The sequence below is a fragment of the Pantoea hericii genome, from assembly GCF_014155795.1.
GTDB classification, from domain to species: Bacteria; Pseudomonadota; Gammaproteobacteria; order Enterobacterales; family Enterobacteriaceae; genus Pantoea; species Pantoea eucalypti.
This window is the reverse complement of the sequence record NZ_SCKV01000001.1, coordinates 299,621-321,058: the sequence shown is the minus strand read 5'-3', so window position 1 is coordinate 321,058 and position 21,438 is coordinate 299,621. Positions and strand designations below refer to the sequence as shown.

Sequence of the window (21,438 nt, the reverse complement as noted above, 5' to 3'; positions counted from 1 at the left end):
AAAATCCCCACTGGCTGAAACGATTCAATCTCAGCAAGCGAGGAGAATTATGTTCCAGCTCGAATTGCAGGCCATCCATACCGGAGCCAGCGCCCAGAATAAAGAAGAGGCCATTCGTCAGGTTGCTGCCGCGTTAACCGCTGCGGGTAATGTGACGGAAGGCTACGTCAATGGCATGCTGGCCCGCGAACAGCAAACCTCAACGTTCCTCGGCAACGGCATCGCAATTCCCCATGGCACCACCGATACCCGAGACATGGTCCTGAAAACCGGTGTTCAGGTGTTTCAGTTCCCGCAGGGCATTGCCTGGGGTGACGATCAGACTGCTTATGTCGCCATCGGGATTGCCGCTAAGTCGGATGAGCATCTGGCGCTGCTGCGTCAGCTGACCCATGTTCTGAGCGATGACACCATTGCTGAACAGCTCAAAACCGCCTCTGCTGAAGATCTCCGTGCGTTGCTGATGGGCGAAAAACAGGCCGCCGAGTTCAGCTTTGACACCTCATTAATTACGCTCAACGTCGCTGCCAGCGATCTGATCACTCTGCAGGCAATGAATGCTGGCCGGCTGCAGTCCGCGGGTGTGGTGGATGCGAGCTACGTCGCAGACGTGGTCTCGACGGCTCCGCTGAATCTGGGTCAGGGCATCTGGCTCAGCGACAGCAGCCTCGGCAACCTGCGCAGCGGTGTTGCCATCAGCCGCGCTGAACATGCATTCGACCATCAGGGCGAATCCGCGGCGATGTTAATCAGCGTTTCAGCGACCGATGAACGTCCACTGGAAGTGCTGGGTTACCTCAGCGCATTACTGCAGCAGAACAAAGCAGATCGCCTGCTTAAAGCGGATGCAGCTGGCGTTTACGCACTGCTGACCAGCGAAGTTGATGAGCAGGCTGAGGTGCTGACCGCAGAATTCACTATTCGCAACGAGCATGGTCTCCATGCCCGTCCAGGCACCGCGCTGGTTAGCGTAATCAAGCAGTTCAACAGCGACATCACGGTGACCAATCTCGACGGCAGCGGTAAACCTGCTAACGGCCGTAGCCTGATGAAAGTGGTTGCGCTGGGCGTGAAGAAAGGCCATCGCCTGCGCTTCACCGCCAGCGGTGACGATGCACAGCAGGCGCTGACCGCCATTGAAGAGGCGATCAACAGCGGTCTGGGCGAGGGGGCAGCATGAGCAGACGCGTCGCCACCATCACGCTGAATCCGGCGTATGACCTGGTGGGATATACCCCTGAAATTGAACGCGGCGAAGTCAACCTGGTGAAAACCACCGGGCTGCACGCGGCGGGCAAGGGCATCAACGTTGCTAAAGTCCTGAAAGACCTGGGTATCGATGTCACCGTGGGTGGATTCCTGGGTAAAGAGAATCAGGACGGCTTCCAGCAGCTGTTCAGCGAGCTGGGCATTGCCAACCGTTTCCAGGTGGTGCCGGGCCGTACCCGTATTAACGTTAAACTCACTGAACAGACCGGCGACGTTACCGATCTGAACTTCTCCGGTTTCCAGGTCACGGGTCAGGACTGGGATCGTTTTACGGCTGATTCTCTGACCTGGCTGGGCCAGTTCGACATGGTCTGCGTCAGCGGCAGCCTGCCAGAAGGCGTTGATCACGATGCCTTTACCCGCTGGATGACCGAACTGCGTACTCACTGCCCCTGCATCATTTTTGACAGCAGCCGCGAGGCGCTGGTGGCAGGACTGAAAGCCGCACCATGGCTGGTGAAACCTAACCGCCGTGAGCTGGAGATCTGGGCCGGTCGCAAACTGCCTGGTCTGCAGGATGTGATTGGCGCTGCGCACGAACTGCGCGAGCAGGGCATCGCCCATGTGGTGATTTCATTGGGCGCGGAAGGCGCACTGTGGGTCAACGCGTCAGGCGAATGGATTGCTAAACCGCCGGTGTGTGAAGTCGTCAGCACCGTGGGTGCCGGTGATTCGATGGTGGGCGGCCTGATTTATGGCCTGCTGATGCGTGAATCCAGCGAACACACGCTGCGTCTTGCGACTGCCGTGGCGGCGATGGCCGTCAGCCAGAGCAACGTTGGCGTTTCCGATCGTACGCAGTTGGCCGCAATGATGGCGCGTGTCGACTTACAACCCGTTAACTGACAGCAGGAGAGCGATAATGAAAACGCTGCTGATTAAAGACCCTACACTGGGACTGGCTTCCGCATATATGGCGCAACAACGTCTGGCTGCCGCCGCAGCTGCTGCGGGCCTGACCCTGACTGAGAACCCTGCCGACGCTGAACTGGCGATTGTGCTGGGTAAAAACGTGCCGGATGATGCGGCGCTGAACGGCAAAGCGGTCTGGCTGGGTGATATCCAGCTGGCGGTCCGCGAGCCGGAAACCTTCCTTAACCGCGCCAAAGCTGAAGCCAAAACCTGGCAGGCTCCTGCGGCTGTGGCAACACCTGCAGGTGCATCAGCTGCAGCACCGGCTCAGGCTGGCGCGCAGAAACGCGTTGTGGCCGTTACCGCCTGTCCGACCGGCGTGGCACACACCTTTATGGCTGCCGAAGCTATTCAGGCTGAAGCGACCCGTCGCGGCTGGTGGGTGAAAGTTGAAACTCGCGGTTCAGTGGGTGCGGGTAACGCCATCACCCCGGAAGAAGTTGCTGCCGCCGATCTGGTGATCGTCGCAGCTGACATCGAAGTGGATCTGGCGAAATTTGACGGGAAGCCGATGTACCGCACCTCAACCGGTCTGGCGCTGAAGAAAACCGCGCAGGAACTGGATAAAGCGGTTGCAGAAGCGAAGCCGTATAAAGCGGTGGCTGGTGGACAGAGCAATAGCAGTGAAGAAGAGAAGAAAGGCGGGGCAGGGGCTTATCGTCACCTGCTGACCGGTGTTTCTTACATGCTGCCGATGGTGGTCGCGGGTGGTCTGAGCATCGCCCTGTCGTTTGCTTTTGGTATCACAGCGTTTAAAGAACAGGGCACTCTGGCCGCTGCGCTGATGCAAATCGGTGGGGGCAGCGCTTTTGCTCTGATGGTACCAGTGCTGGCGGGCTTTATCGCCTTCTCCATCGCTGACCGTCCGGGTCTGACGCCAGGTCTGATTGGCGGTATGATCGCCACCAGCATCAATGCAGGCTTCTTAGGCGGTATTATCGCGGGCTTTATTGCCGGTTATGCAGCGAAGCTGATCAGCGGCAAAGTCAAACTGCCGCAGAGTATGGAAGCGCTGAAACCGATATTGATTATCCCGCTGTTCGCGAGTCTGATCACCGGCCTGCTGATGATCTACGTGGTGGGCAAACCGGTTGCGGGCATCATGAATGGCCTGACACACTGGCTGGCTAACATGGGCACGGCGAATGCGGTCCTGCTGGGCGCAATCCTGGGCGGCATGATGTGTACCGATATGGGCGGTCCGGTGAACAAAGTGGCTTACGCATTTGGCGTCGGCTTACTGAGTTCGCAGACGTATGCACCGATGGCCGCCATCATGGCAGCCGGTATGGTGCCACCGCTGGCGATGGGTCTGGCTACGCTGGTTGCCCGTCGTAAATTCAACAAAGGTCAGCAGGAAGGTGGTAAAGCGGCACTGGTTCTGGGTCTCTGCTTTATCTCTGAAGGAGCGATTCCATTCGCAGCCCGTGACCCGATGCGTGTTCTGCCTTGCTGTATCGTGGGCGGCGCAATCACCGGCGCGATCTCCATGGCGATTGGCGCGAAACTGATGGCACCGCACGGTGGACTGTTTGTACTGCTGATCCCTGGCGCCATTACCCCGGTTGTCGGTTATCTGATGTCGATTGTCATCGGTACTGCGGTTGCGGGTCTGGGCTATGCGATACTGAAACGTCCGGAAGAGCAGCTGGCGAAAGCCTGATGTGCAGAAATGCATAATCTGCTGAAGTGATAACAACAGGGAGCCGGTGGCTCCCTGTTTGCTTTTACGTCTTTCCGATCTGACCTTGTTCCCTGTGCAGGCTCAGTCTTACAGCAACCAGGCCTGACTTTGTCAAAAATCTCGGAGCCAGCTGGCTCCCTTTTTCTATCCCTGCTGTTCGGCTTTCAGCCAGGCAATCTCATCTTTCCAGATGTCGGGATTAATAGTCTCAAGAATTAACGGAATACCATCAAACCGCGGATCTTTCATCAGCCAGCTAAATACGGTTTTGCCGATATTCCCTTCACCCAGGCTGTGATGGCGGTCAACGCGACTGTCGAAGGCGCTTTTGGCATCGTTAAGGTGCATACCGCGCAGATAATCAAAGCCGACAATGCGCTCAAACTCAGCAAAGGTTGCCTCGCAGTCCGCTTCGGTACGCAGGTCATACCCGCCAGCAAACGCATGACAGGTATCAATGCAGACGCCGACGCGCGACTTATCTTCGACATGTTCAATAATGGTGGCGAGGTGCTCGAAGCGGAATCCGAGGTTACTGCCCTGACCAGCGGTATTCTCAATGACGGCGGTCACATTCTGGCTCTGGTCGAGGGCGATGTTGATCGACTCCGCAATCCGCTTCAGGCAGGCCTCTTCTTCAATCTGATGCAGATGGCTGCCGGGATGGAAGTTAAGCAGCGTCAGGCCGAGCTGGTCACAACGTTTTAATTCATCAATAAAGGCCGCGCGGGATTTCTCCAGCGCCTCTTCAACCGGATGACCGAGGTTAATCAGAAAACTGTCGTGCGGCAGAATTTGCTGCGGACTGAATTTGTACGTCTCGCAGGCGGCGCGAAAAGCATCAATCACCTCAGTGGAGAGCGGGGCGGCCTTCCACTGACGCTGATTTTTAGTAAAGAGGGCAAAGGCGGTGGCTTCTATTTCATGGGCGCGAATCACTGCCTGATCCACACCACCTGCCGCACTCACGTGTGCGCCGATATATTTCATGCCTTTCTCCTGGGGCTATGCACGGATGAAACGGCATGATACCCGATGCTGTTAGCCCATGAAATGTTGCACCAGCAGATTGATGGTGCCGCCACCCGCGATTAACCAGCCAAATACCAGTGCGCCCAGCAGCAGCGGTTTAACGCCCGCCTCACGTAATGCACTAAAACGGGTGGTTAATCCCAGAGCCGCCATCGCCATCGCCAGCAGCAGACCCGCCAGCTCATTCAGCGTGGCCACTACCGTGGCAGGCAGCAGCTGCAGCGAGTTAAACAGCGCGACTGCGATAAACAGCAGGGCGAACCAGGGGAACGTCACCGGCTGACGCGCGTTGCTCGCTTTGCGTTTGCCGCGTAGCACTGTACTCAGGCAGAGCAGGAACGGGGCCAGCATCATCACCCGCAGCATTTTGGCAATCACCGCGCTGTTCTCGGCATCGGGGCTGATGCTGTGTCCGGCAGCCACGACCTGTGCCACTTCATGGATGGTCGAACCGGTAAATACCCCAAACTGCGATGCACTCAGGCCTGGAAAAAGATGGTGCGCCAGCGGCCACAGCATTGGATAGATAAAGATTGCCAGCGTGCCGAACAGCACCACGGTTGCAATAGCCACCGCCACTTTCGAGGAGGCGGCTTTTACCACTGGCTCGGTCGCCAGTACGGCCGCTGCCCCACAGATGCTGCTGCCCGCGCCAATCAGCCAGACGGTATCGCGATCCAGCTTCAGCAGCCGGATGCCCAGCAGGCAGGTAATAAAGAAGGTGCTGCTCAGCGTCAGCGCATCAATCAGGATGCCGCTAAAACCAACGTCGGCAATCTGTTGTAAAGTGATGCGAAATCCAAACAGGATGATCCCCAGCCGCAGCAGCTTCTGCTTAGCCAGTATCACGCCGCTGTCGCAGCGCGACGCCAGAGGCGTATAGACGCTATTGCCGACCAGGATGCCCAGCATGATTGCCAGGGTCAGTGAACCCAGCCCCGCTGCTGCCACCACCGGTTGCTGTGCGAGCCAGCTGGCAGCCGCGGCAATTGCGGCAGTCAGCAGCAGACCGGGGAACCAGAGCGTAACAGGATGATGGGGTTTAGCGATGCTCAGTTCGGTCATGGTGGTCACTCCTCATGGTTGAGTCATGATCATGACGGCGACTGGCTTAAAAGTGAAATTGATAATATATTTATAATTGACCAGAATAAACGATAAGGCCGCAATCATGATAGTTTCGCGTCTGCGCCGCTGGGCGACGCTGATCAAAAGAGATGCCCGGGTGCTGTGGTTTGCCTTTCGCGATCCGCGCACGCCCTGGTGGAACAAAGTGGCGATGCTGGGGCTGGTCGCGTATGGCGTCAGCCCGATCGATCTCATCCCGGATGTGATCCCGTTTGTTGGTCTGCTGGATGACGCGGTGATTATCCCGACGGGCGTCATGGTGCTGATGCGGTTGCTGCCGAAAGACGTGCGTATCAGCAGCATCGCGAAAGCGCAGTCTCAGCGTGCGCGCGGTAAAAAAATGGCAGGCTGGCTGGGCATCGCCGGGCTGCTCTGGCTGGCATTAATGATTTATCTTGTCAGGCATTCATTGAGTTAAGAGGCAACAATGCACATTACGCTGCGGCAAATCGAAGTGTTCACCGAAGTGCTCAAAAGCGGTTCAACGACGCAGGCTTCGCAGTTGCTGGCGCTGTCGCAGTCCGCAGTCAGCGCGGCGCTGGCCGATCTGGAGAGTCAACTTGGGGTGCAGCTGTTTGATCGGGTCGGCAAACGGCTGGTGCTAAATGAGCACGGGCGGCTGCTCTATCCGCGTGCGGTAGGACTGCTGGAGCAGGCGGGTGAAATTGAGCAATTGTTCAAAGAGGATAACGGCGCAATCCGCATCTTCGCCAGCAGCACCATCGGTAACTATCTGCTGCCGGGCATGATGGCCGCTTATCGCCGTGATTTTCCGGGGTTGCCGCTGGAGCTGAGCGTCGGAAACAGTCAGGATGTGATTCAGGCGGTTTCCGATTTTCGCGTAGACGTCGGGTTGATTGAAGGGCCGTGTCACATGACCGAGCTGGTCAGTGAACCCTGGCTGGAAGATGAACTGGTGGTGTTTGCCGCACCTGACGCCGCGATCCTGCAACAGCCGGTGACGCTGAAAACGCTGGCCGAAGCGCCCTGGATCCTGCGCGAGCGCGGCTCGGGCACCCGTGAAATCGTCGACTATCTGCTGTTGTCACACCTGCCAAGTTTTCAGCTGGGCATGGAGCTGGGCAACTCCGAAGCGATCAAGCATGCAGTGCGGCATGGCATGGGGATCAGCTGTCTTTCACGCCGGGTGATTGCCGATCTGCTGGAGGCGGGCACGCTGACAGAACTAACGATTCCGTTGCCGCGTCTGACCCGAACGCTCTACCGCATTCATCACCGGCAGAAGCATATTTCAAAAGCGCTGACGCGCTTTTTGTCCTATTGCCGTGAGTGACCGCTAATAATTCGGGCGCGATCATGAACATAACTTATAACAGCATGGCATCAGCTATACAGAGGCGGTCTGGCTGCTACAATCGCGCCTCATTTTTACCCAGCGTAGCGTTAACACATGCATAATGACCCAAATACAACACAACAACCTGCATTACGACGTGCGTTAAAAGCCCGTCATCTGACGATGATCGCCATCGGCGGTTCAATCGGTACCGGCCTGTTTGTCGCCTCTGGCGCAACTATCGCACAGGCTGGCCCCGGCGGAGCACTTCTCTCCTATATGCTCATCGGCCTGATGGTCTACTTCCTGATGACCAGTCTCGGTGAGCTGGCCGCCTTTATGCCCGTCTCGGGTTCTTTCGCCACCTACGGCGCGAAATATGTCGAAGAGGGTTTTGGCTTCGCCCTCGGCTGGAACTACTGGTACAACTGGGCGGTGACCATCGCAGTTGACCTGGTGGCGTCCCAGCTGGTGATGACCTACTGGTTCCCTGACACGCCAGGCTGGATCTGGAGCGCGTTGTTCCTGGGTCTGATATTTCTGCTTAACTACATCTCGGTGAAAGGCTTTGGCGAGGCGGAATACTGGTTCTCGCTGATTAAAGTGGCCACCGTGATTATCTTTATCATTGTTGGCGTGCTGATGATTACCGGCATTATGCGCGGTGCGGAGCATGCGGGCTGGCATAACTGGCAGGTTGGCGATGCGCCGTTTGCGGGTGGCTTTGCGGCAATGATTGGCGTGGCGATGATTGTGGGATTCTCCTTCCAGGGCACCGAGCTGATCGGTATCGCGGCGGGCGAATCTGAAGATCCGGCGAAAAATATCCCGCGCGCGGTGCGGCAGATTTTCTGGCGTATCCTGCTGTTCTATGTGTTCGCCATCCTGATTATCAGTCTGATCCTGCCGTACACCGATCCGCAGTTGCTGCATAACGACATTGACGATATCAGCGTCAGCCCGTTCACCCTGGTGTTCCAGAACGCCGGTCTGCTCTCTGCGGCAGCGGTGATGAATGCGGTGATCCTGACGGCGGTGCTGTCAGCCGGTAACTCCGGTATGTACGCCTCAACGCGTATGCTTTACAACCTGGCGAGTGAAGGCAAAGCGCCGCGCATTTTCGCGAAACTCTCCAAAGGCGGCGTTCCGCGCAATGCCTTATGGGCGACGACCGTTGTGGCCGGGCTGTGCTTCCTGACCTCTAAGTTTGGTAATCAGGAAGTCTATCTGTGGCTGCTGAATACCTCAGGCATGACCGGTTTTATCGCCTGGCTGGGTATTGCCATCAGTCACTATCGTTTCCGCCGCGGCTATGTCGCTCAGGGACATGACCTGAACGATCTGCCTTACCGTTCCGGCTTCTTCCCGCTGGGGCCGATCTTCGCCTTTGTGCTTTGCCTGATCATTACGCTGGGTCAGAACTATCAGGCATTCCTTAACGACAGCATTGACTGGTACAGCGTAGCGGCCACCTACATTGGCCTTCCGCTGTTCCTGATTATCTGGTTCGGCTACAGGCTGACGCGCGGCAGCCGTTTCGTGAAGTACAGCGAGATGGAGTTCCCGGTTCATAAAGATTAGAACTGTGCGCTGGCGCTGTTAAGTCAGGTACCTGACACAGCGCCCTGAGCTCTTCCCCATCTTTAACGTCAAGGCGCTATAACTGCCATTATCGTTCCCCTAACAACACCATTTTTTACGGTTTTTTCTCGCCTCGCTTATGCGAACGAATTGATAATTATTATCACCTGCACTATTGTGACTGCGTTTTCTGACGTGATAGCCACACAGGGTTCAAAAATGACTACCGAAACTTCGCTGCTGGCGGGGGAAGAGACGCTTCACCACACCATGCAAAACTATCATCAGGTGCTGCGCCGCCGCCTGATCTGGATTGGCGTATTACTGGTGGCGATTGTTGCCTCGTTAATCCTCGACTTTACGCTCGGTCCGGCCGGGCTCTCACTGGACACGCTGTGGAATACGCTGCTCAGCCCCGACAGTGTCGATGCCGGTACCCGTGTTATCGTCTGGGATATTCGTCTGCCTTATGCACTGATGGCGCTGGTGGTCGGGCTGTCGCTGGGCCTGGCAGGCGCAGAAATGCAGACTATCCTGAATAACCCGCTGGCCAGCCCGTTTACGCTCGGTGTCTCATCGGCAGCGGCGTTTGGTGCCGCACTGGCGATCATTCTCGGCGTTGGTATTCCTGGCATTCCTGATCAGTGGTTAATCTCAGCCAACGCCTTTGTCTTTGCACTGTTTGCCGCGCTGATGCTGGATGCCGTGACCCGCTGGACGCAGGTCTCCTCTGCGGGCGTCGTGCTGTTCGGTATTGCACTGGTCTTTACCTTTAACGCACTGGTCTCGATGATGCAGTTCATTGCCAGCGAAGATACGCTGCAGGGTCTGGTGTTCTGGACCATGGGCAGCCTGGCGCGCGCCTCCTGGGAGAAGCTGGGCGTGCTGACCGTGGCGCTGGCCATCCTGGTGCCGTTCTCAATGATGAGCAGCTGGAAGCTGACGGCGCTGCGTCTGGGTGAAGATCGCGCCGTGAGCTTTGGTATCGACGTGCGCCGGCTGCGCCTGACCACCTTGCTGCGCATCAGTATCCTTTCGGCGCTGGCGGTGGCGTTTGTGGGCCCCATCGGCTTCATCGGCCTGGTCGCACCCCACATTGCCCGCATGATGTTTGGTGAAGATCACCGTTTCTATCTGCCTGCCAGTGCGCTGGTTGGCGCGCTGGTGCTCTCCCTGGCGTCAGTCGCGTCGAAAAACCTGCTGCCGGGTGTCATTATTCCCGTGGGTATTGTGACGTCACTGATTGGTGTGCCGTTCTTCCTGAGTATTATTCTGCGTCATCGGGGGACGGTATAATGGAAACGGGTCTGACATTACGCGGCTTCAGTGCCGGTTATCCCAAACATAAAGTGATTGAAAACCTCAACGTGGCACCATTGCCACGCGGTGAGATTACCGTTCTGCTGGGACCGAATGGTTGTGGTAAATCGACGCTGTTGCGTGCACTGGCTGGTCTGAATAAAGGTCAGGGCGAGATGTGGCTTAACGGTGAAGATCTCATGACTCAGCCGTTTGCCCGCCGTGCGAAAAACGTAGTCTATCTGCCACAGTCGCTGCCTGCGGGCGTGCATCTGCATGTGCTGGAATCGATTATCGTGGCACAGCGTGCCTCCGGTGGCCTGCACAGTGCCAGCAGTGAAGCGGAAATCATGCATCTGCTGGAACAACTGGGCATTGCCCATCTGGCGATGCGCTACCTTGATCAGCTTTCGGGCGGACAGAAGCAGCTGGTTGGGCTGGCGCAATCTTTAATCCGTCGCCCTAAACTGCTGCTGCTGGATGAACCGCTGAGCGCGCTGGATCTCAATTACCAGTTCCACGTCATGGACCTGGTGCGCCGCGAAACGGCCCAGCGCAACATCGTGACGGTGGTGGTGGTGCATGACATCAACATCGCGCTGCGTCATGCGCAACATGCCCTGATGCTTAAGCAGGGCGCGCTGGTCGCAGAAGGGCAGCCGGATAAGGTGATTACGCCGGCTACGCTGGCAAAAGTGTATGGCGTCAACGGGCGTATCGAACACTGCTCACGCGGCATTCCGCAGGTGATGATCGATGGGCTGACCGGTCCGGCCTTAGTCTGATCGTCAGGTTAAGGTTGCGGCGGCTGAAGTATCCGCCTCTTTCGGAAAGGAGAGTGCAGGGCTGGCAGGGCGCTGACGTTGCAACAATGTTCCCGCCTCTACAGCATGCAAAAAAAGAGGGCCGCAATAGCGGCCCTGATTATTTACGCCAGCAGATGCTGGGCATGGAAGCGAAGATGATCTTCCACAAAACTGGCAATAAAGAAGTAGCTATGGTCATAACCCGGCTGAATACGCAGCGTCAGCGGGAAACCCACCTCGCGGGCGATCTCCTCTAACCGCTCTGGTTGCAGCTGATCGGCCAGGAACTGATCGCTGTCACCCTGATCGAGCAGCATTGGCAACCGATGGGAGACTTCCGCCATCAGCTGGCAGCTGTCATATTCCCGCCACGCCGCACGATCGTCGCCCAGATAGGCCTGAAACGCTTTCTGGCCCCAAGGCACCTGCATTGGATTCACAATCGGTGCAAAGGCTGAAGCCGAGGCAAAGCGGTTACCCAGACGCAGCGCCAGCATCAGCGCGCCGTGTCCGCCCATAGAATGACCCATGATTGACTGGCGTTCACTGACCTTGAAGTTATCTGCAATCAGGGCAGGTAACTCGCTGCTCAGATAGTCGAACATGCGGAAATGACTCGCCCAGGGTTGCTGGGTGGCATTGAGATAAAATCCCGCACCCTGACCCAGATCGTATCCCTCATCGTTCGCCACGCCCTCACCGCGCGGGCTGGTGTCCGGCATAATCAGCACCAGACCCAGTTCCGCCGCAACGCGCTGCGCGCCCGCTTTGGTGGTGAAATTCTCGTCGTTACAGGTCAGGCCGGCTAAAAACCAGACCACCGGCGGCGGTGCATCACCGTGCGGGGTGGGCAGATAGATGCTAAAGGTCATCGGGCAGTTCAGCACGGCTGACTGATGACGCCAGCGCTGCTGCCAGCCGCCAAAAATACGGTGTTCTTCCAGTAGCTCCAGAGTGGATGCCATAACGCCTCCTGATTACTTGTTAAAGTGCACGACCGAGCGAATCGATTTTCCTTCGTGCATCAAATCAAAGGCGTCGTTGATCTCTTCCAGCGGCATGGTGTGGGTGATGAAGTCGTTAAGGGCAAATTTACCGTCGAGGTAATCCTGCACAATGCCTGGCAGCTGTGAGCGGCCTTTTACGCCACCAAACGCGGAACCGCGCCAGACGCGACCGGTAACCAGCTGGAACGGACGGGTAGAGATCTCTTCACCGGCACCGGCAACACCGATAATCACAGACTCGCCCCAGCCTTTGTGGCAGCACTCCAGTGCGGAACGCATTACGTTGACGTTACCGATACACTCAAACGAGAAGTCCACGCCGCCGTCGGTCAGCTCGACAATCACATCCTGAATCGGCTTGTCGTAATCTTTCGGGTTAATCAGATCGGTGGCACCCAGTTTACGTGCCAGATCGAATTTGCTGGTGTTGAGGTCGATGGCAATGATACGGCCTGCTTTCGCCATTTTCGCGCCAATCACCGCAGAAAGACCGATGCCGCCGAGACCGAAGATCGCCACGGTGTCGCCTTCTTTCACTTTGGCGGTGTTCATTACCGCGCCCATGCCGGTCGTGACGCCACAGCCCAGCAGACAAACCTCTTCCAGCGGTGCTTCTTTACTGATTTTTGCCAGTGAGATCTCCGGGATGACGGTGTACTCAGAGAAGGTCGAAGTGCCCATGTAATGGAAAATCGGTTTGCCATCTTTGAAGAAGCGGGTGGTGCCGTCCGGCATGAGGCCCTTACCCTGGGTGGTGCGAATGGCCTGGCAGAGGTTAGTTTTGCCCGACAGACAGTACTTACATTTGCCGCACTCCGGGGTGTAAAGCGGGATGACATGGTCTCCCACTTCCACGCTGGTTACGCCTTCGCCCACCGCTTCCACGATGCCGCCGCCTTCATGGCCAAGGATCGCCGGGAAAACACCTTCCGGGTCAGTGCCGGAGAGGGTGTAGGCGTCGGTATGACAGACACCGGTCGCGACAATACGCACCAGCACTTCACCTTTCTGCGGTGGCATTAAATCCACTTCTTCGATTTTCAGTGGTTCGCCAGCAGCCCAGGCAACAGCGGCACGGGTTTTGATCATGTTCATGCAATCCCTCTTCCAGTCAGATTGTGACGCGTAATAGCGCCTTTTTTCGTGAGTTAAACATAGCGTGGAACGCTTATTCCGTCGCCTGCAATGGGTGGATCAGCTCATCGTTGAGCGGACGATCGTCAAACTGTTCAATAATCAGGTATTTCAGCGCTTCGACATTCGGGGTAAAGGCGTCACGCCGCCACATCAGCCAGGTGGCGGTGTCGCGATAAGCTGCGGGCAGGGTATGCGCCTGCACCCGCGACCGATCTGCCATCTGCTTCAGCACCGAGGCTGGAATCATCGCGACCCCTGCGCCGCCCGCTACGCAGGCCAGCATGGCGTGATAGGACTGAATCTCCATCACACTGTTGGGTGCGGTCTGGCTGTCGCGATACCAGCTCTCCAGCTTCACCCGGTAAGAGCAGCTGTTGCGGAACGCAAACAGAGTATCGTCCTGCACGTCGCGCGCCGTGGTGATTGGCCCATGATCCAGCCCGGTGATCAGCACCATCTCCTCGCGAAAGGCGATGCAGCCATTCAGGTCATCATGAGAAACCGGGCCATCCACCAGCGCAGCGGCCAGGGTGCCTTCACGGACCCGATCGATAATTTCGCCTGAGGTGCCGGTAATCAGCGACAGCGCCACTTTAGGAAAGCGCTGATGATAGGCGGCGAGCAGGCCAGGCAGACGGGTCGCTGCGGTGCTCTCCATGGAGCCCAGTGCAAAGTTTCCCGCCGGTTCGCCGGTTCGGGTCATGCTCATCGCTTCTTCACTTAACGCCAGAATGCGTTGCGCATAATTCAGGAAATTATGGCCCATCGGCGACAGGCGAATGCGCTGCTTCTCACGAATAAAGAGATCAACACCTAATTCCTCTTCCAGCTGACGCAGCCGCGTGGTGAGATTAGAGGGGACGCGATGCAGATGTTCTGCTGCGCGCGCCAGTGAACCCGTTTCGGCGACGGAACAGAACATACGCAGCTGAACTAAATCCATATCTTCTCTTCCTGTAAGCAAGTTGGTTAATATTATTCACTTTCCGTGAGTTTAGTCATCCTGCATGCTATTAGCAAGTCAGAAGAGATCTCAGGGCAGAACAACAGGAGTTCAGCAATGGCGTTACGCGTCGCGCTCAGTGCATTTTTAACTTTATTTGTGGCGATGGGCATAGGGCGATTTGCCTTTACGCCGCAGGTGCCACTGATGATTCAGGCTCACCAGCTGACGCTTACCAGTGCCAGCCTGGTCGCAGCCCTCAACTATTTAGGCTACCTGTGTGGCTCCTTTGATGCGATGCGGGCGCATCAAAGGGTCGAACTGCGGCTGCAGGCGGGTGTATGGGGCGCGGTAATCCTGACGCTGCTCTCGGCACTGGCAACCGGCCCGTGGCTGCATGGCGCTATTCGTTTTCTGATTGGCTGGGCCAGCGGCTGGGCGATGGTGCTGGTGGCGGCCTGGAGCAACGAACAGCTGCATCGGCATGGGCGGGCAGGGTTGTCGGCGGCGGTGTTCGCCGGGCCGGGTTGCGGCATTTTTGTCAGTGGTTTACTGGGGGTAGCGCTGCACACATTCCAGGTCTCCGCCGGTCTTGCCTGGGCTGCTTACGGGGCGCTGGCGCTGCTGCTGATTGCGTTAATCACCCGTAATTTACCGCGTCGCGGCGAACTGCATCGTCCGGATCAGGCACCCGAGCCGCTGGTGCTGAACCGCAATCTTAAACGGCTGGTGCTGAGTTACAGTCTGGCAGGGTTTGGCTACATCCTGCCCGCGACTTTTCTGTCGCAGATGGCCGCCACACGTTTTCCTGACGGCATCTTCGCGCAGTTTGTCTGGCCGATATTTGGCGGGGCGGCAATGATCGGTATCCTGCTGGGTATTCTGACGCGGCGCTGGGGGCACAGCCATGTCCGCCTGGCGCTGGTGCTCTGGGCACAGGCGCTGGGTGTGTTTGCTGCGGCGCTGCTGCCCGGCTTTAGTGGCCTGCTGGCCGGTGCGTTGCTGGTCGGAGGCGGCTTCCTGAGTGTGGTGCAGTTGTCTATGCTCTGCGCCCGCGAACTGGCGCCCAACCATCTGCGATTCATGGCTGGCCTGCTGACGACCGGCTATGCGATTGGACAACTTGTCGGCCCGCTGCTCTCTTTTCTCTCAACGGCCTTGTTACATCGGCTTGAGCCTGCGCTCTGGGTGGCAGGGGTGAGTCTGGTCTGGGCAGGCCTGCTGGTCTGGCGAAGAATTGAGTGAAAAGCTTTCATCACCAATCTGATTGATTGCTGGATTCCCCGCAAAGAAAGTTTCACAATACGCGCCTGATTACAGGGCCCGCAGGCAAAAGCTTGCGGGCGCAACACCAGCCGGAGAAGAGTAGATGAGCACCTTAAGTCAGGAAGCTGCCCTGGTTCACGAAGCGCTGCTGGCGCGTGGACTGGAAACGCCGTTACGTGCACCGACGCGCGACATTGATGACGAAACGCGTAAAAGCCTGATTGCCGGGCACATGACCGAGATTATGCAGCTGCTGAATCTGGATCTTGAAGATGACAGCCTGATGGAAACGCCACATCGCATCGCCAAAATGTATGTGGATGAAATCTTTTCCGGTCTCGACTACGCAAACTTCCCGAAAATCACCGTCATTGAGAACAAAATGAAGGTCGATGAGATGGTGACCGTGCGTGATATCACCCTGACCAGCACCTGTGAACACCACTTTGTGATCATCGATGGCAAGGCTACCGTCGCCTATATTCCTAAAGAAAAGGTGATTGGCCTGTCGAAAATCAACCGCATCGTGCAGTTCTTTGCTCAGCGTCCGCAGGTGCAGGAGCGGCTGACGCAGCAGGTTCTGGTTGCATTGCAGACGCTGCTGGGCACTAACAATGTGGCTGTTTCCATTGATGCGGTGCACTACTGTGTCAAAGCGCGTGGCGTAAAAGATGCCACCAGCGCCACCACCACGACGTCGCTGGGTGGCCTGTTCAAGTCCAGTCAGAACACCCGTCAGGAATTTTTGCGCGCGGTGCGCCATAGTTGAGTTTATGGCGGGCGCATAACGTTGCCCGCCTCAATGTGCAGGTGCCGCATGCAACGCTATCACGCGCTGGATTTCATTCGTGGATGTGCCATTCTCGGCATTCTGCTGCTCAATATTGTCGGCTTCGGTCTGCCTTCAGCCGCCTACCTTAATCCAGCCTGGCAGGGTAGCGTCACGCTTTCCGATGCCTGGACATGGGCACTCTCTGACGTTTTTGCTCAGCTCAAATTCCTCACGCTGTTTGCGCTGCTGTTTGGCGCGGGTCTGCAAATGCAGCTGCCGCGCGGCAGTCGCTGGCTCACAGCCCGGCTTTCCCTTCTGGTCCTGATCGGTTTTGTTCACGGGGTTTTTCTCTGGGAAGGGGACATCCTGCTGGACTACGGCATTATCGGGCTGGTGGTGTGGCGGGTACTGCGTGATGTTCCCTCCACCCGCAGCCTGATGAATACCGGCATTCTGCTCTACCTGGTCGGCTGCGGGGTGCTGCTGGTGTTTGGGTCGATCTCCTCTCCTGAGCCGACTAATTCCTGGCTGCCGGGTGCAGCAGAACTGCAATATGAACAGTTCTGGAAACTTGCTGGCGGCTGGGACGCGATACAGAACCGGCTGGACCATCTTTCGTCAGGGCTGATGGCGCTTGCAGCGCAGTATGGCTGGCAGCTGGCAGGTCTGATGATGATCGGTGGCGCACTGCTGCGCAGCGGCTGGCTGATTGGCGAATTCCCTGCACGGCATTATCGTCAGGCGGCGGCGCTGCTGTTAATCATTGGGTTCTCCATTGCGGTGGCCGGTGTGGCAGCGCAATGGCTGTTACATTGGGAGTTTCGCTGGACCGCATTTTACCTGCAAGCGCCGCGCGACCTTGCCAGCCCGCTAATTAGTCTGGGCTACACCGCACTCTGCCTGGCTTACTGGCCGCAGATCGCGCGCTGGCGCATCAGCTATGCCATCCAGTGCGTGGGCCGGATGGCGCTGACCAACTACCTGCTTCAGACCGTGATCTGCACTACATTGTTCTATCGCTTTGGCTTCTATATGCACTTCACCCGGCTGGAGCTGGTGCTGATGGTGCCTGCGGTGTGGCTCATCAATATTCTGTTTTCTCTCATCTGGTTACATTTCTTCGCACAGGGTCCGCTGGAATGGCTGTGGCGGCGGTTTACGCTGCTCTCAGCCGGTAAATCACGCATCACTGACAACGCAGGATAATGACCGCCATCACAAAGGTTGCAGAATTGTATGTAACCGTTTTCATTGATGTGACGCAATTCACGCTGCTCGCCTCCCGCCCCTGACAGAATAGCGCCGGTGTACAACCCGGCGTGATGCCTAATTTTCCTTTCTGGAACTGCTGCATGATAACTATTCGTGATGTTGCCCGTCAGGCTGGCGTGTCAGTGGCGACCGTGTCGCGCGTCCTTAATCAGAGCAACGCCGTGACCTCAGACACCCGTGATACCGTGTTACAGGCGGTTGAAGCGCTGGGCTATCGCCCTAACGCCAACGCCCAGGCGCTGGCGACGCAGGTCAGCGACACGATTGGGGTGGTGGTGATGGATGTCTCCGATCCCTTCTTCGGGGCGCTGGTTAAAGCAGTCGATACCGTAGCGCAGCGCGTGCACAAACATGTGTTAATCAGCAACTCCTGGCATCAGGAAGAGAAAGAGCGTCATGCCATTGAAGTGCTGATCCGTCAACGCTGTAGCGCGCTGGTGGTGCACGCAAAAACACTGCCGGACGCGGAACTGGCGGACTTTATGCAGCACGTACCCGGCATGGTAGTCATTAACCGTATCGTTCCCGGTTTTGAACACCGCAGCGTCAGTCTGGATAACGTCACTGGCGCATTGATGGCTTCAAGAACCCTTTTACAACAGGGACATAGCCGCATCGGCTATCTTTGCTCCAGTCATCCGATCGAAGATGTGGCCCAGCGTCGTGAAGGATGGATGCAGGCAATGGCAGAGCAGGGCGTTCGGCCCCAGGAGAGCTGGATAGCCAGTGCAGAGCCCGACATGCAGGGCGGTGAAGCAGCGATGGTGGAGTTGCTGGGGCGCAATCTCAACCTTACGGCGGTGTTTGCCTATAACGACGGCATGGCTGCTGGCGCGCTCACTGCGCTGAAAGACAACGGCATTCAGGTTCCACAGCATTTTTCTGTCATTGGCTTCGATGATATTCCCATTTCCCGTTACACCGACCCACAGTTAACGACTGTTCGCTATCCCATTGTATCTATGGCAAAAATCGCCACAGAACTGGCACTGCAGGGCGCAGCAGGCCTGCTTGATGACACCGCAACACATATCTTTATGCCGACGCTGGTGCGGCGTCATTCGGTGGCGCAGCGGCAAAATGTGGAGTCCGTCACTAATTCAGGTGATTCAGGCATGTAACCGTTTTCAATCTGTGATTACATTCACAGTTAATTAACATTGCTCTCACTATGATGGCAGCGTCTTACCGGACTGAAACATTATGTAACGCCAGTGTAACGGCATCAGTTGTGGTCTCAGTAGCCGGTTATAGGGTTCACCCCCTCTTCATGGAAGCATTCAGGCACAAGGATGTCAGGTTTTAGACGGTGTTCAACGGCTCAACATCCCCATTACGTTAGCCGACGCGCCGATCTGTTTTACCGATTGCTCTCCCGCATGTTACGCGGTAGCGCTAAAAAGACCCTGCATAATAAAACCGGAGATACCATGAATAAGAAGGTTTTCACGCTTACAGCACTGGTTGCCAGCATGATGTTTGGTGCAACCGCTCACGCAGCTGACACCCGTATCGGCGTGACCATTTACAAATACGATGACAACTTCATGTCAATGGTGCGTAAAGACATCGAGAAAGAAGCGAAAGCGATCGGTGGCGTACAGTTGCTGATGAATGACTCACAAAACGACCAGTCCAAACAGAACGATCAGGTTGACGTGCTGATGGCAAAAGGCGTGAAAGCGCTGGCGATTAACCTGGTTGACCCGGCTGCCGCTGCGGTGATCGTAGACAAAGCGCGTGCTAACGATGTGCCGGTTGTCTTCTTCAACAAAGAACCGAACGCCAAAGTGCTGGCTGGTTATGACAAAGCCTACTACGTCGGTACCGACTCTAAAGAGTCCGGCATCATTCAGGGTCAGCTGATCGAGAAACACTGGAAAGCGACGCCAGCCTGGGATTTGAACAAAGATGGCACCATTCAGTTCGTGCTGCTGAAAGGCGAGCCGGGTCATCCTGATGCAGAAGCCCGTACCAAATATGTGATCGACACCCTGAACAAAGATGGTCTGAAAACCCAGCAGTTAGCAATGGATACGGCCATGTGGGATACCGCTCAGGCTAAAGATAAGATGGATGCATGGTTGTCAGGCCCGAACGCCAAAAAAATCGAAGTGGTGATTGCCAACAACGATGCGATGGCAATGGGTGCGGTTGAAGCGCTGAAAGCGCACAACATGACGTCAATCCCTGTGTTCGGCGTCGATGCCCTGCCAGAAGCGCTGGCGCTGGTTAAATCCGGTGCGCTGGCCGGTACCGTGCTGAACGATGCGGAAAACCAGGCGAAAGCGACGCTGGATATTGCCAATAACCTGGCGAACGGCAAAGCGGCAACTGACGGCACTAACTTCAAGATGGTTGATAAGATCGTCCGCGTTCCTTACGTGCCGGTTGATAAAGAAAATCTGTCTCAGTTCGTGAAATAAGATCGATTACGGGCGCGACCGCGGTCGCGCCTTTTTTATGTCACCACCGTTTTTTAGCCAGGTAAAATATGGCCAGTGATAACACGACCGCGCAGCGAGAATATTTGCTGGAAATGACGAATGTTTCAAAATCATTTCCCGGCGTTAAAGCGTTAGATAATGTTAATTTGAAAGTGCGGCCTCACTCTGTTCATGCATTAATGGGCGAGAACGGTGCCGGGAAATCCACATTATTAAAATGCCTGTTTGGTATCTATAAAAAAGATACCGGCAGTATACTGTTTCAGGGTAACGAGATCGATTATAAAAGCTCCAAAGAGGCGCTGGAAAATGGCGTGTCGATGGTGCATCAGGAATTAAACCTGGTACTGCAACGTACCGTGATGGACAACATGTGGCTTGGGCGCTATCCGCGCAAAGGCTTTTTTGTCGATCAGGATAAAATGTATCAGGATACAAAAGCGATTTTTGACGAGCTGGATATCGATATCGATCCGCGCGACAAAGTTGCCAATCTTTCTGTATCTCAGATGCAGATGATTGAAATTGCCAAAGCGTTCTCTTACGACGCGAAAATTGTGATTATGGATGAACCGACTTCCTCGCTGACTGAGAAAGAGGTTAATCACCTGTTCACGATTATTCGCAAACTGAAAGATCGCGGCTGCGGCATTGTTTATATTTCGCACAAGATGGAAGAGATTTTCCAGCTGTGCGATGAGATCACCATTCTGCGTGATGGTCAGTGGATTACCTCTCAGCCGCTGGAAGGGCTGGATATGGATAAGATCATCGCTATGATGGTCGGCCGTTCACTGAACCAGCGTTTCCCTGACCGTACCAACGTGCCAGGCGAGACCATTCTTGAGGTGCGCAATCTGACGTCGCTGCGTCAGCCGTCGATTCGTGACATCTCATTTGATCTGCGTAAAGGGGAGATACTCGGCATTGCCGGGCTGGTGGGCGCCAAACGTACCGATATCGTCGAAACGCTGTTTGGCATTCGCGAAAAATCGGGCGGCACCATTAAACTGCATGGTAAACCGATTAATAATCACAGCGCCAACGAAGCCATTAACCACGGTTTCGCGCTGGTGACGGAAGAGCGTCGCTCAACCGGTATTTATGCTTATCTGGATATTGGTTTTAACTCGCTTATTTCCAATATTAAAAAATATAAAAACAGTATGGGGCTGCTGGATAATAAACGCATGAAGAGTGATACCCAGTGGGTGATCGATTCTATGCGCGTTAAGACACCAGGCCACCATACTCAAATTGGTTCGCTTTCGGGCGGTAACCAGCAAAAAGTGATTATTGGCCGCTGGTTATTGACCCAGCCTGAAATCCTGATGCTTGATGAACCAACTCGCGGTATTGATGTTGGTGCAAAATTCGAAATTTACCAGTTGATTGCTGAGCTGGCGAAGAAAGAAAAGGGCATCATTATTATCTCTTCTGAAATGCCGGAGCTGTTAGGCATTACCGATCGTATTCTGGTAATGAGTAATGGACTGGTAGCAGGCATAGTTGATACCAAAACGACCACGCAGAACGAAATATTGCGTTTAGCGTCATTACACCTTTAATGAAGCAAGGGCTGTTAA

The 21,438-nt window shown here is 55.9% G+C and carries 19 protein-coding genes; 14 read left to right on the top strand and 5 right to left on the bottom strand.

Annotated elements, in window-relative coordinates:
- Positions 1-49 precede the first annotated feature (49 nt).
- From fruB to fruA, 3 genes are read left to right on the top strand one after another with little or no spacing between them, the layout of a single operon-like run.
- Positions 50-1,180, top strand: a complete 1,131-nt coding sequence (gene fruB / locus H7K52_RS01430) for a fused PTS fructose transporter subunit IIA/HPr protein (RefSeq protein WP_105098969.1) — start codon at positions 50-52, stop codon at positions 1,178-1,180.
- A complete protein-coding gene (gene fruK / locus H7K52_RS01425) occupies positions 1,177-2,115 on the top strand; it encodes a 1-phosphofructokinase (RefSeq protein WP_003854138.1) in 939 nt (312 codons plus the stop codon). The genes fruB and fruK overlap by 4 nt, the downstream gene beginning before the upstream one ends.
- Before the next feature lie 16 nt (positions 2,116-2,131).
- Positions 2,132-3,844, top strand: coding sequence for a PTS fructose transporter subunit IIBC (fruA, locus tag H7K52_RS01420; RefSeq protein ID WP_110411237.1), 1,713 nt, complete (start codon positions 2,132-2,134; stop codon positions 3,842-3,844).
- Between the two features lie 165 nt (positions 3,845-4,009).
- Here fruA and nfo read toward each other — a convergent pair whose 3' ends face one another.
- On the bottom strand, positions 4,010-4,855 hold the full coding sequence (nfo, locus tag H7K52_RS01415) for a deoxyribonuclease IV (RefSeq protein WP_003854136.1): 846 nt from the start codon (positions 4,853-4,855) through the stop codon (positions 4,010-4,012).
- 51 nt (positions 4,856-4,906) lie between these two features.
- Entirely contained in the window at positions 4,907-5,962 is a 1,056-nt protein-coding gene (locus H7K52_RS01410; protein ID WP_182629557.1) for a YeiH family putative sulfate export transporter, read from the bottom strand.
- Positions 5,963-6,068: 106 nt separating this feature from the next.
- Here H7K52_RS01410 and H7K52_RS01405 point away from each other — a divergent pair, with 106 nt between their 5' ends.
- From H7K52_RS01405 to H7K52_RS01385, 5 genes are all read left to right on the top strand, one after another.
- Positions 6,069-6,443: a YkvA family protein gene (locus H7K52_RS01405; RefSeq protein WP_003854134.1), complete on the top strand. Its 375-nt coding sequence runs from the start codon at positions 6,069-6,071 to the stop codon at positions 6,441-6,443.
- Between the two features lie 9 nt (positions 6,444-6,452).
- Positions 6,453-7,319 (top strand): DNA-binding transcriptional regulator YeiE, encoded by an 867-nt coding sequence (gene yieE / locus H7K52_RS01400; RefSeq protein ID WP_003854133.1) that lies wholly within the window; start codon positions 6,453-6,455, stop codon positions 7,317-7,319.
- Between the two features lie 117 nt (positions 7,320-7,436).
- Positions 7,437-8,903 carry an amino acid permease gene (locus H7K52_RS01395; RefSeq protein WP_003854132.1) on the top strand — a complete coding sequence of 489 codons (1,467 nt, stop codon included), beginning with the start codon at positions 7,437-7,439 and terminating at the stop codon, positions 8,901-8,903.
- Between the two features lie 219 nt (positions 8,904-9,122).
- Positions 9,123-10,199, top strand: coding sequence for a FecCD family ABC transporter permease (locus H7K52_RS01390; RefSeq protein WP_003854131.1), 1,077 nt, complete (start codon positions 9,123-9,125; stop codon positions 10,197-10,199).
- Positions 10,199-10,987, top strand: coding sequence for an ABC transporter ATP-binding protein (locus H7K52_RS01385; protein ID WP_003854130.1), 789 nt, complete (start codon positions 10,199-10,201; stop codon positions 10,985-10,987). The genes H7K52_RS01390 and H7K52_RS01385 overlap by 1 nt, the downstream gene beginning before the upstream one ends.
- 143 nt (positions 10,988-11,130) lie before the next feature.
- Here the strand turns inward: H7K52_RS01385 and fghA are convergent, their stop codons facing one another.
- The 3 genes from fghA to ptrR all read right to left on the bottom strand — a co-directional run bounded on the left by fghA (position 11,131) and on the right by ptrR (position 14,095).
- A complete protein-coding gene (gene fghA, locus H7K52_RS01380; RefSeq protein WP_182629556.1) occupies positions 11,131-11,973 on the bottom strand; it encodes an S-formylglutathione hydrolase in 843 nt (280 codons plus the stop codon).
- Between the two features lie 12 nt (positions 11,974-11,985).
- On the bottom strand, positions 11,986-13,110 hold the full coding sequence (locus H7K52_RS01375) for an S-(hydroxymethyl)glutathione dehydrogenase/class III alcohol dehydrogenase (RefSeq protein WP_010248270.1): 1,125 nt from the start codon (positions 13,108-13,110) through the stop codon (positions 11,986-11,988).
- Positions 13,111-13,183: 73 nt separating this feature from the next.
- The gene (gene ptrR / locus H7K52_RS01370) at positions 13,184-14,095 is read right to left on the bottom strand and encodes a putrescine utilization regulator PtrR (protein WP_003854125.1); all 912 of its coding nucleotides are present in this window, start codon (positions 14,093-14,095) and stop codon (positions 13,184-13,186) included.
- A gap of 117 nt (positions 14,096-14,212) precedes the next feature.
- Here ptrR and H7K52_RS01365 point away from each other — a divergent pair, with 117 nt between their 5' ends.
- The 6 genes from H7K52_RS01365 (at position 14,213) to mglA (ending at position 21,420) form a co-directional block, all read left to right on the top strand.
- The gene (locus tag H7K52_RS01365; protein ID WP_008926108.1) at positions 14,213-15,340 is read left to right on the top strand and encodes a YbfB/YjiJ family MFS transporter; all 1,128 of its coding nucleotides are present in this window, start codon (positions 14,213-14,215) and stop codon (positions 15,338-15,340) included.
- A gap of 124 nt (positions 15,341-15,464) precedes the next feature.
- Entirely contained in the window at positions 15,465-16,130 is a 666-nt protein-coding gene (gene folE / locus H7K52_RS01360) for a GTP cyclohydrolase I FolE (protein WP_008926107.1), read from the top strand.
- Between the two features lie 48 nt (positions 16,131-16,178).
- Positions 16,179-17,339: a DUF418 domain-containing protein YeiB gene (yeiB, locus tag H7K52_RS01355; RefSeq protein WP_008926106.1), complete on the top strand. Its 1,161-nt coding sequence runs from the start codon at positions 16,179-16,181 to the stop codon at positions 17,337-17,339.
- 146 nt (positions 17,340-17,485) lie between these two features.
- Positions 17,486-18,526 carry an HTH-type transcriptional regulator GalS gene (gene galS / locus H7K52_RS01350; RefSeq protein WP_182629555.1) on the top strand — a complete coding sequence of 347 codons (1,041 nt, stop codon included), beginning with the start codon at positions 17,486-17,488 and terminating at the stop codon, positions 18,524-18,526.
- Positions 18,527-18,835: 309 nt separating this feature from the next.
- Entirely contained in the window at positions 18,836-19,831 is a 996-nt protein-coding gene (mglB, locus tag H7K52_RS01345) for a galactose/glucose ABC transporter substrate-binding protein MglB (RefSeq protein ID WP_003854116.1), read from the top strand.
- Between the two features lie 68 nt (positions 19,832-19,899).
- Positions 19,900-21,420 carry a galactose/methyl galactoside ABC transporter ATP-binding protein MglA gene (mglA, locus tag H7K52_RS01340; protein WP_003854115.1) on the top strand — a complete coding sequence of 507 codons (1,521 nt, stop codon included), beginning with the start codon at positions 19,900-19,902 and terminating at the stop codon, positions 21,418-21,420.
- The last annotated feature ends 18 nt before the right edge of the window (positions 21,421-21,438 follow it).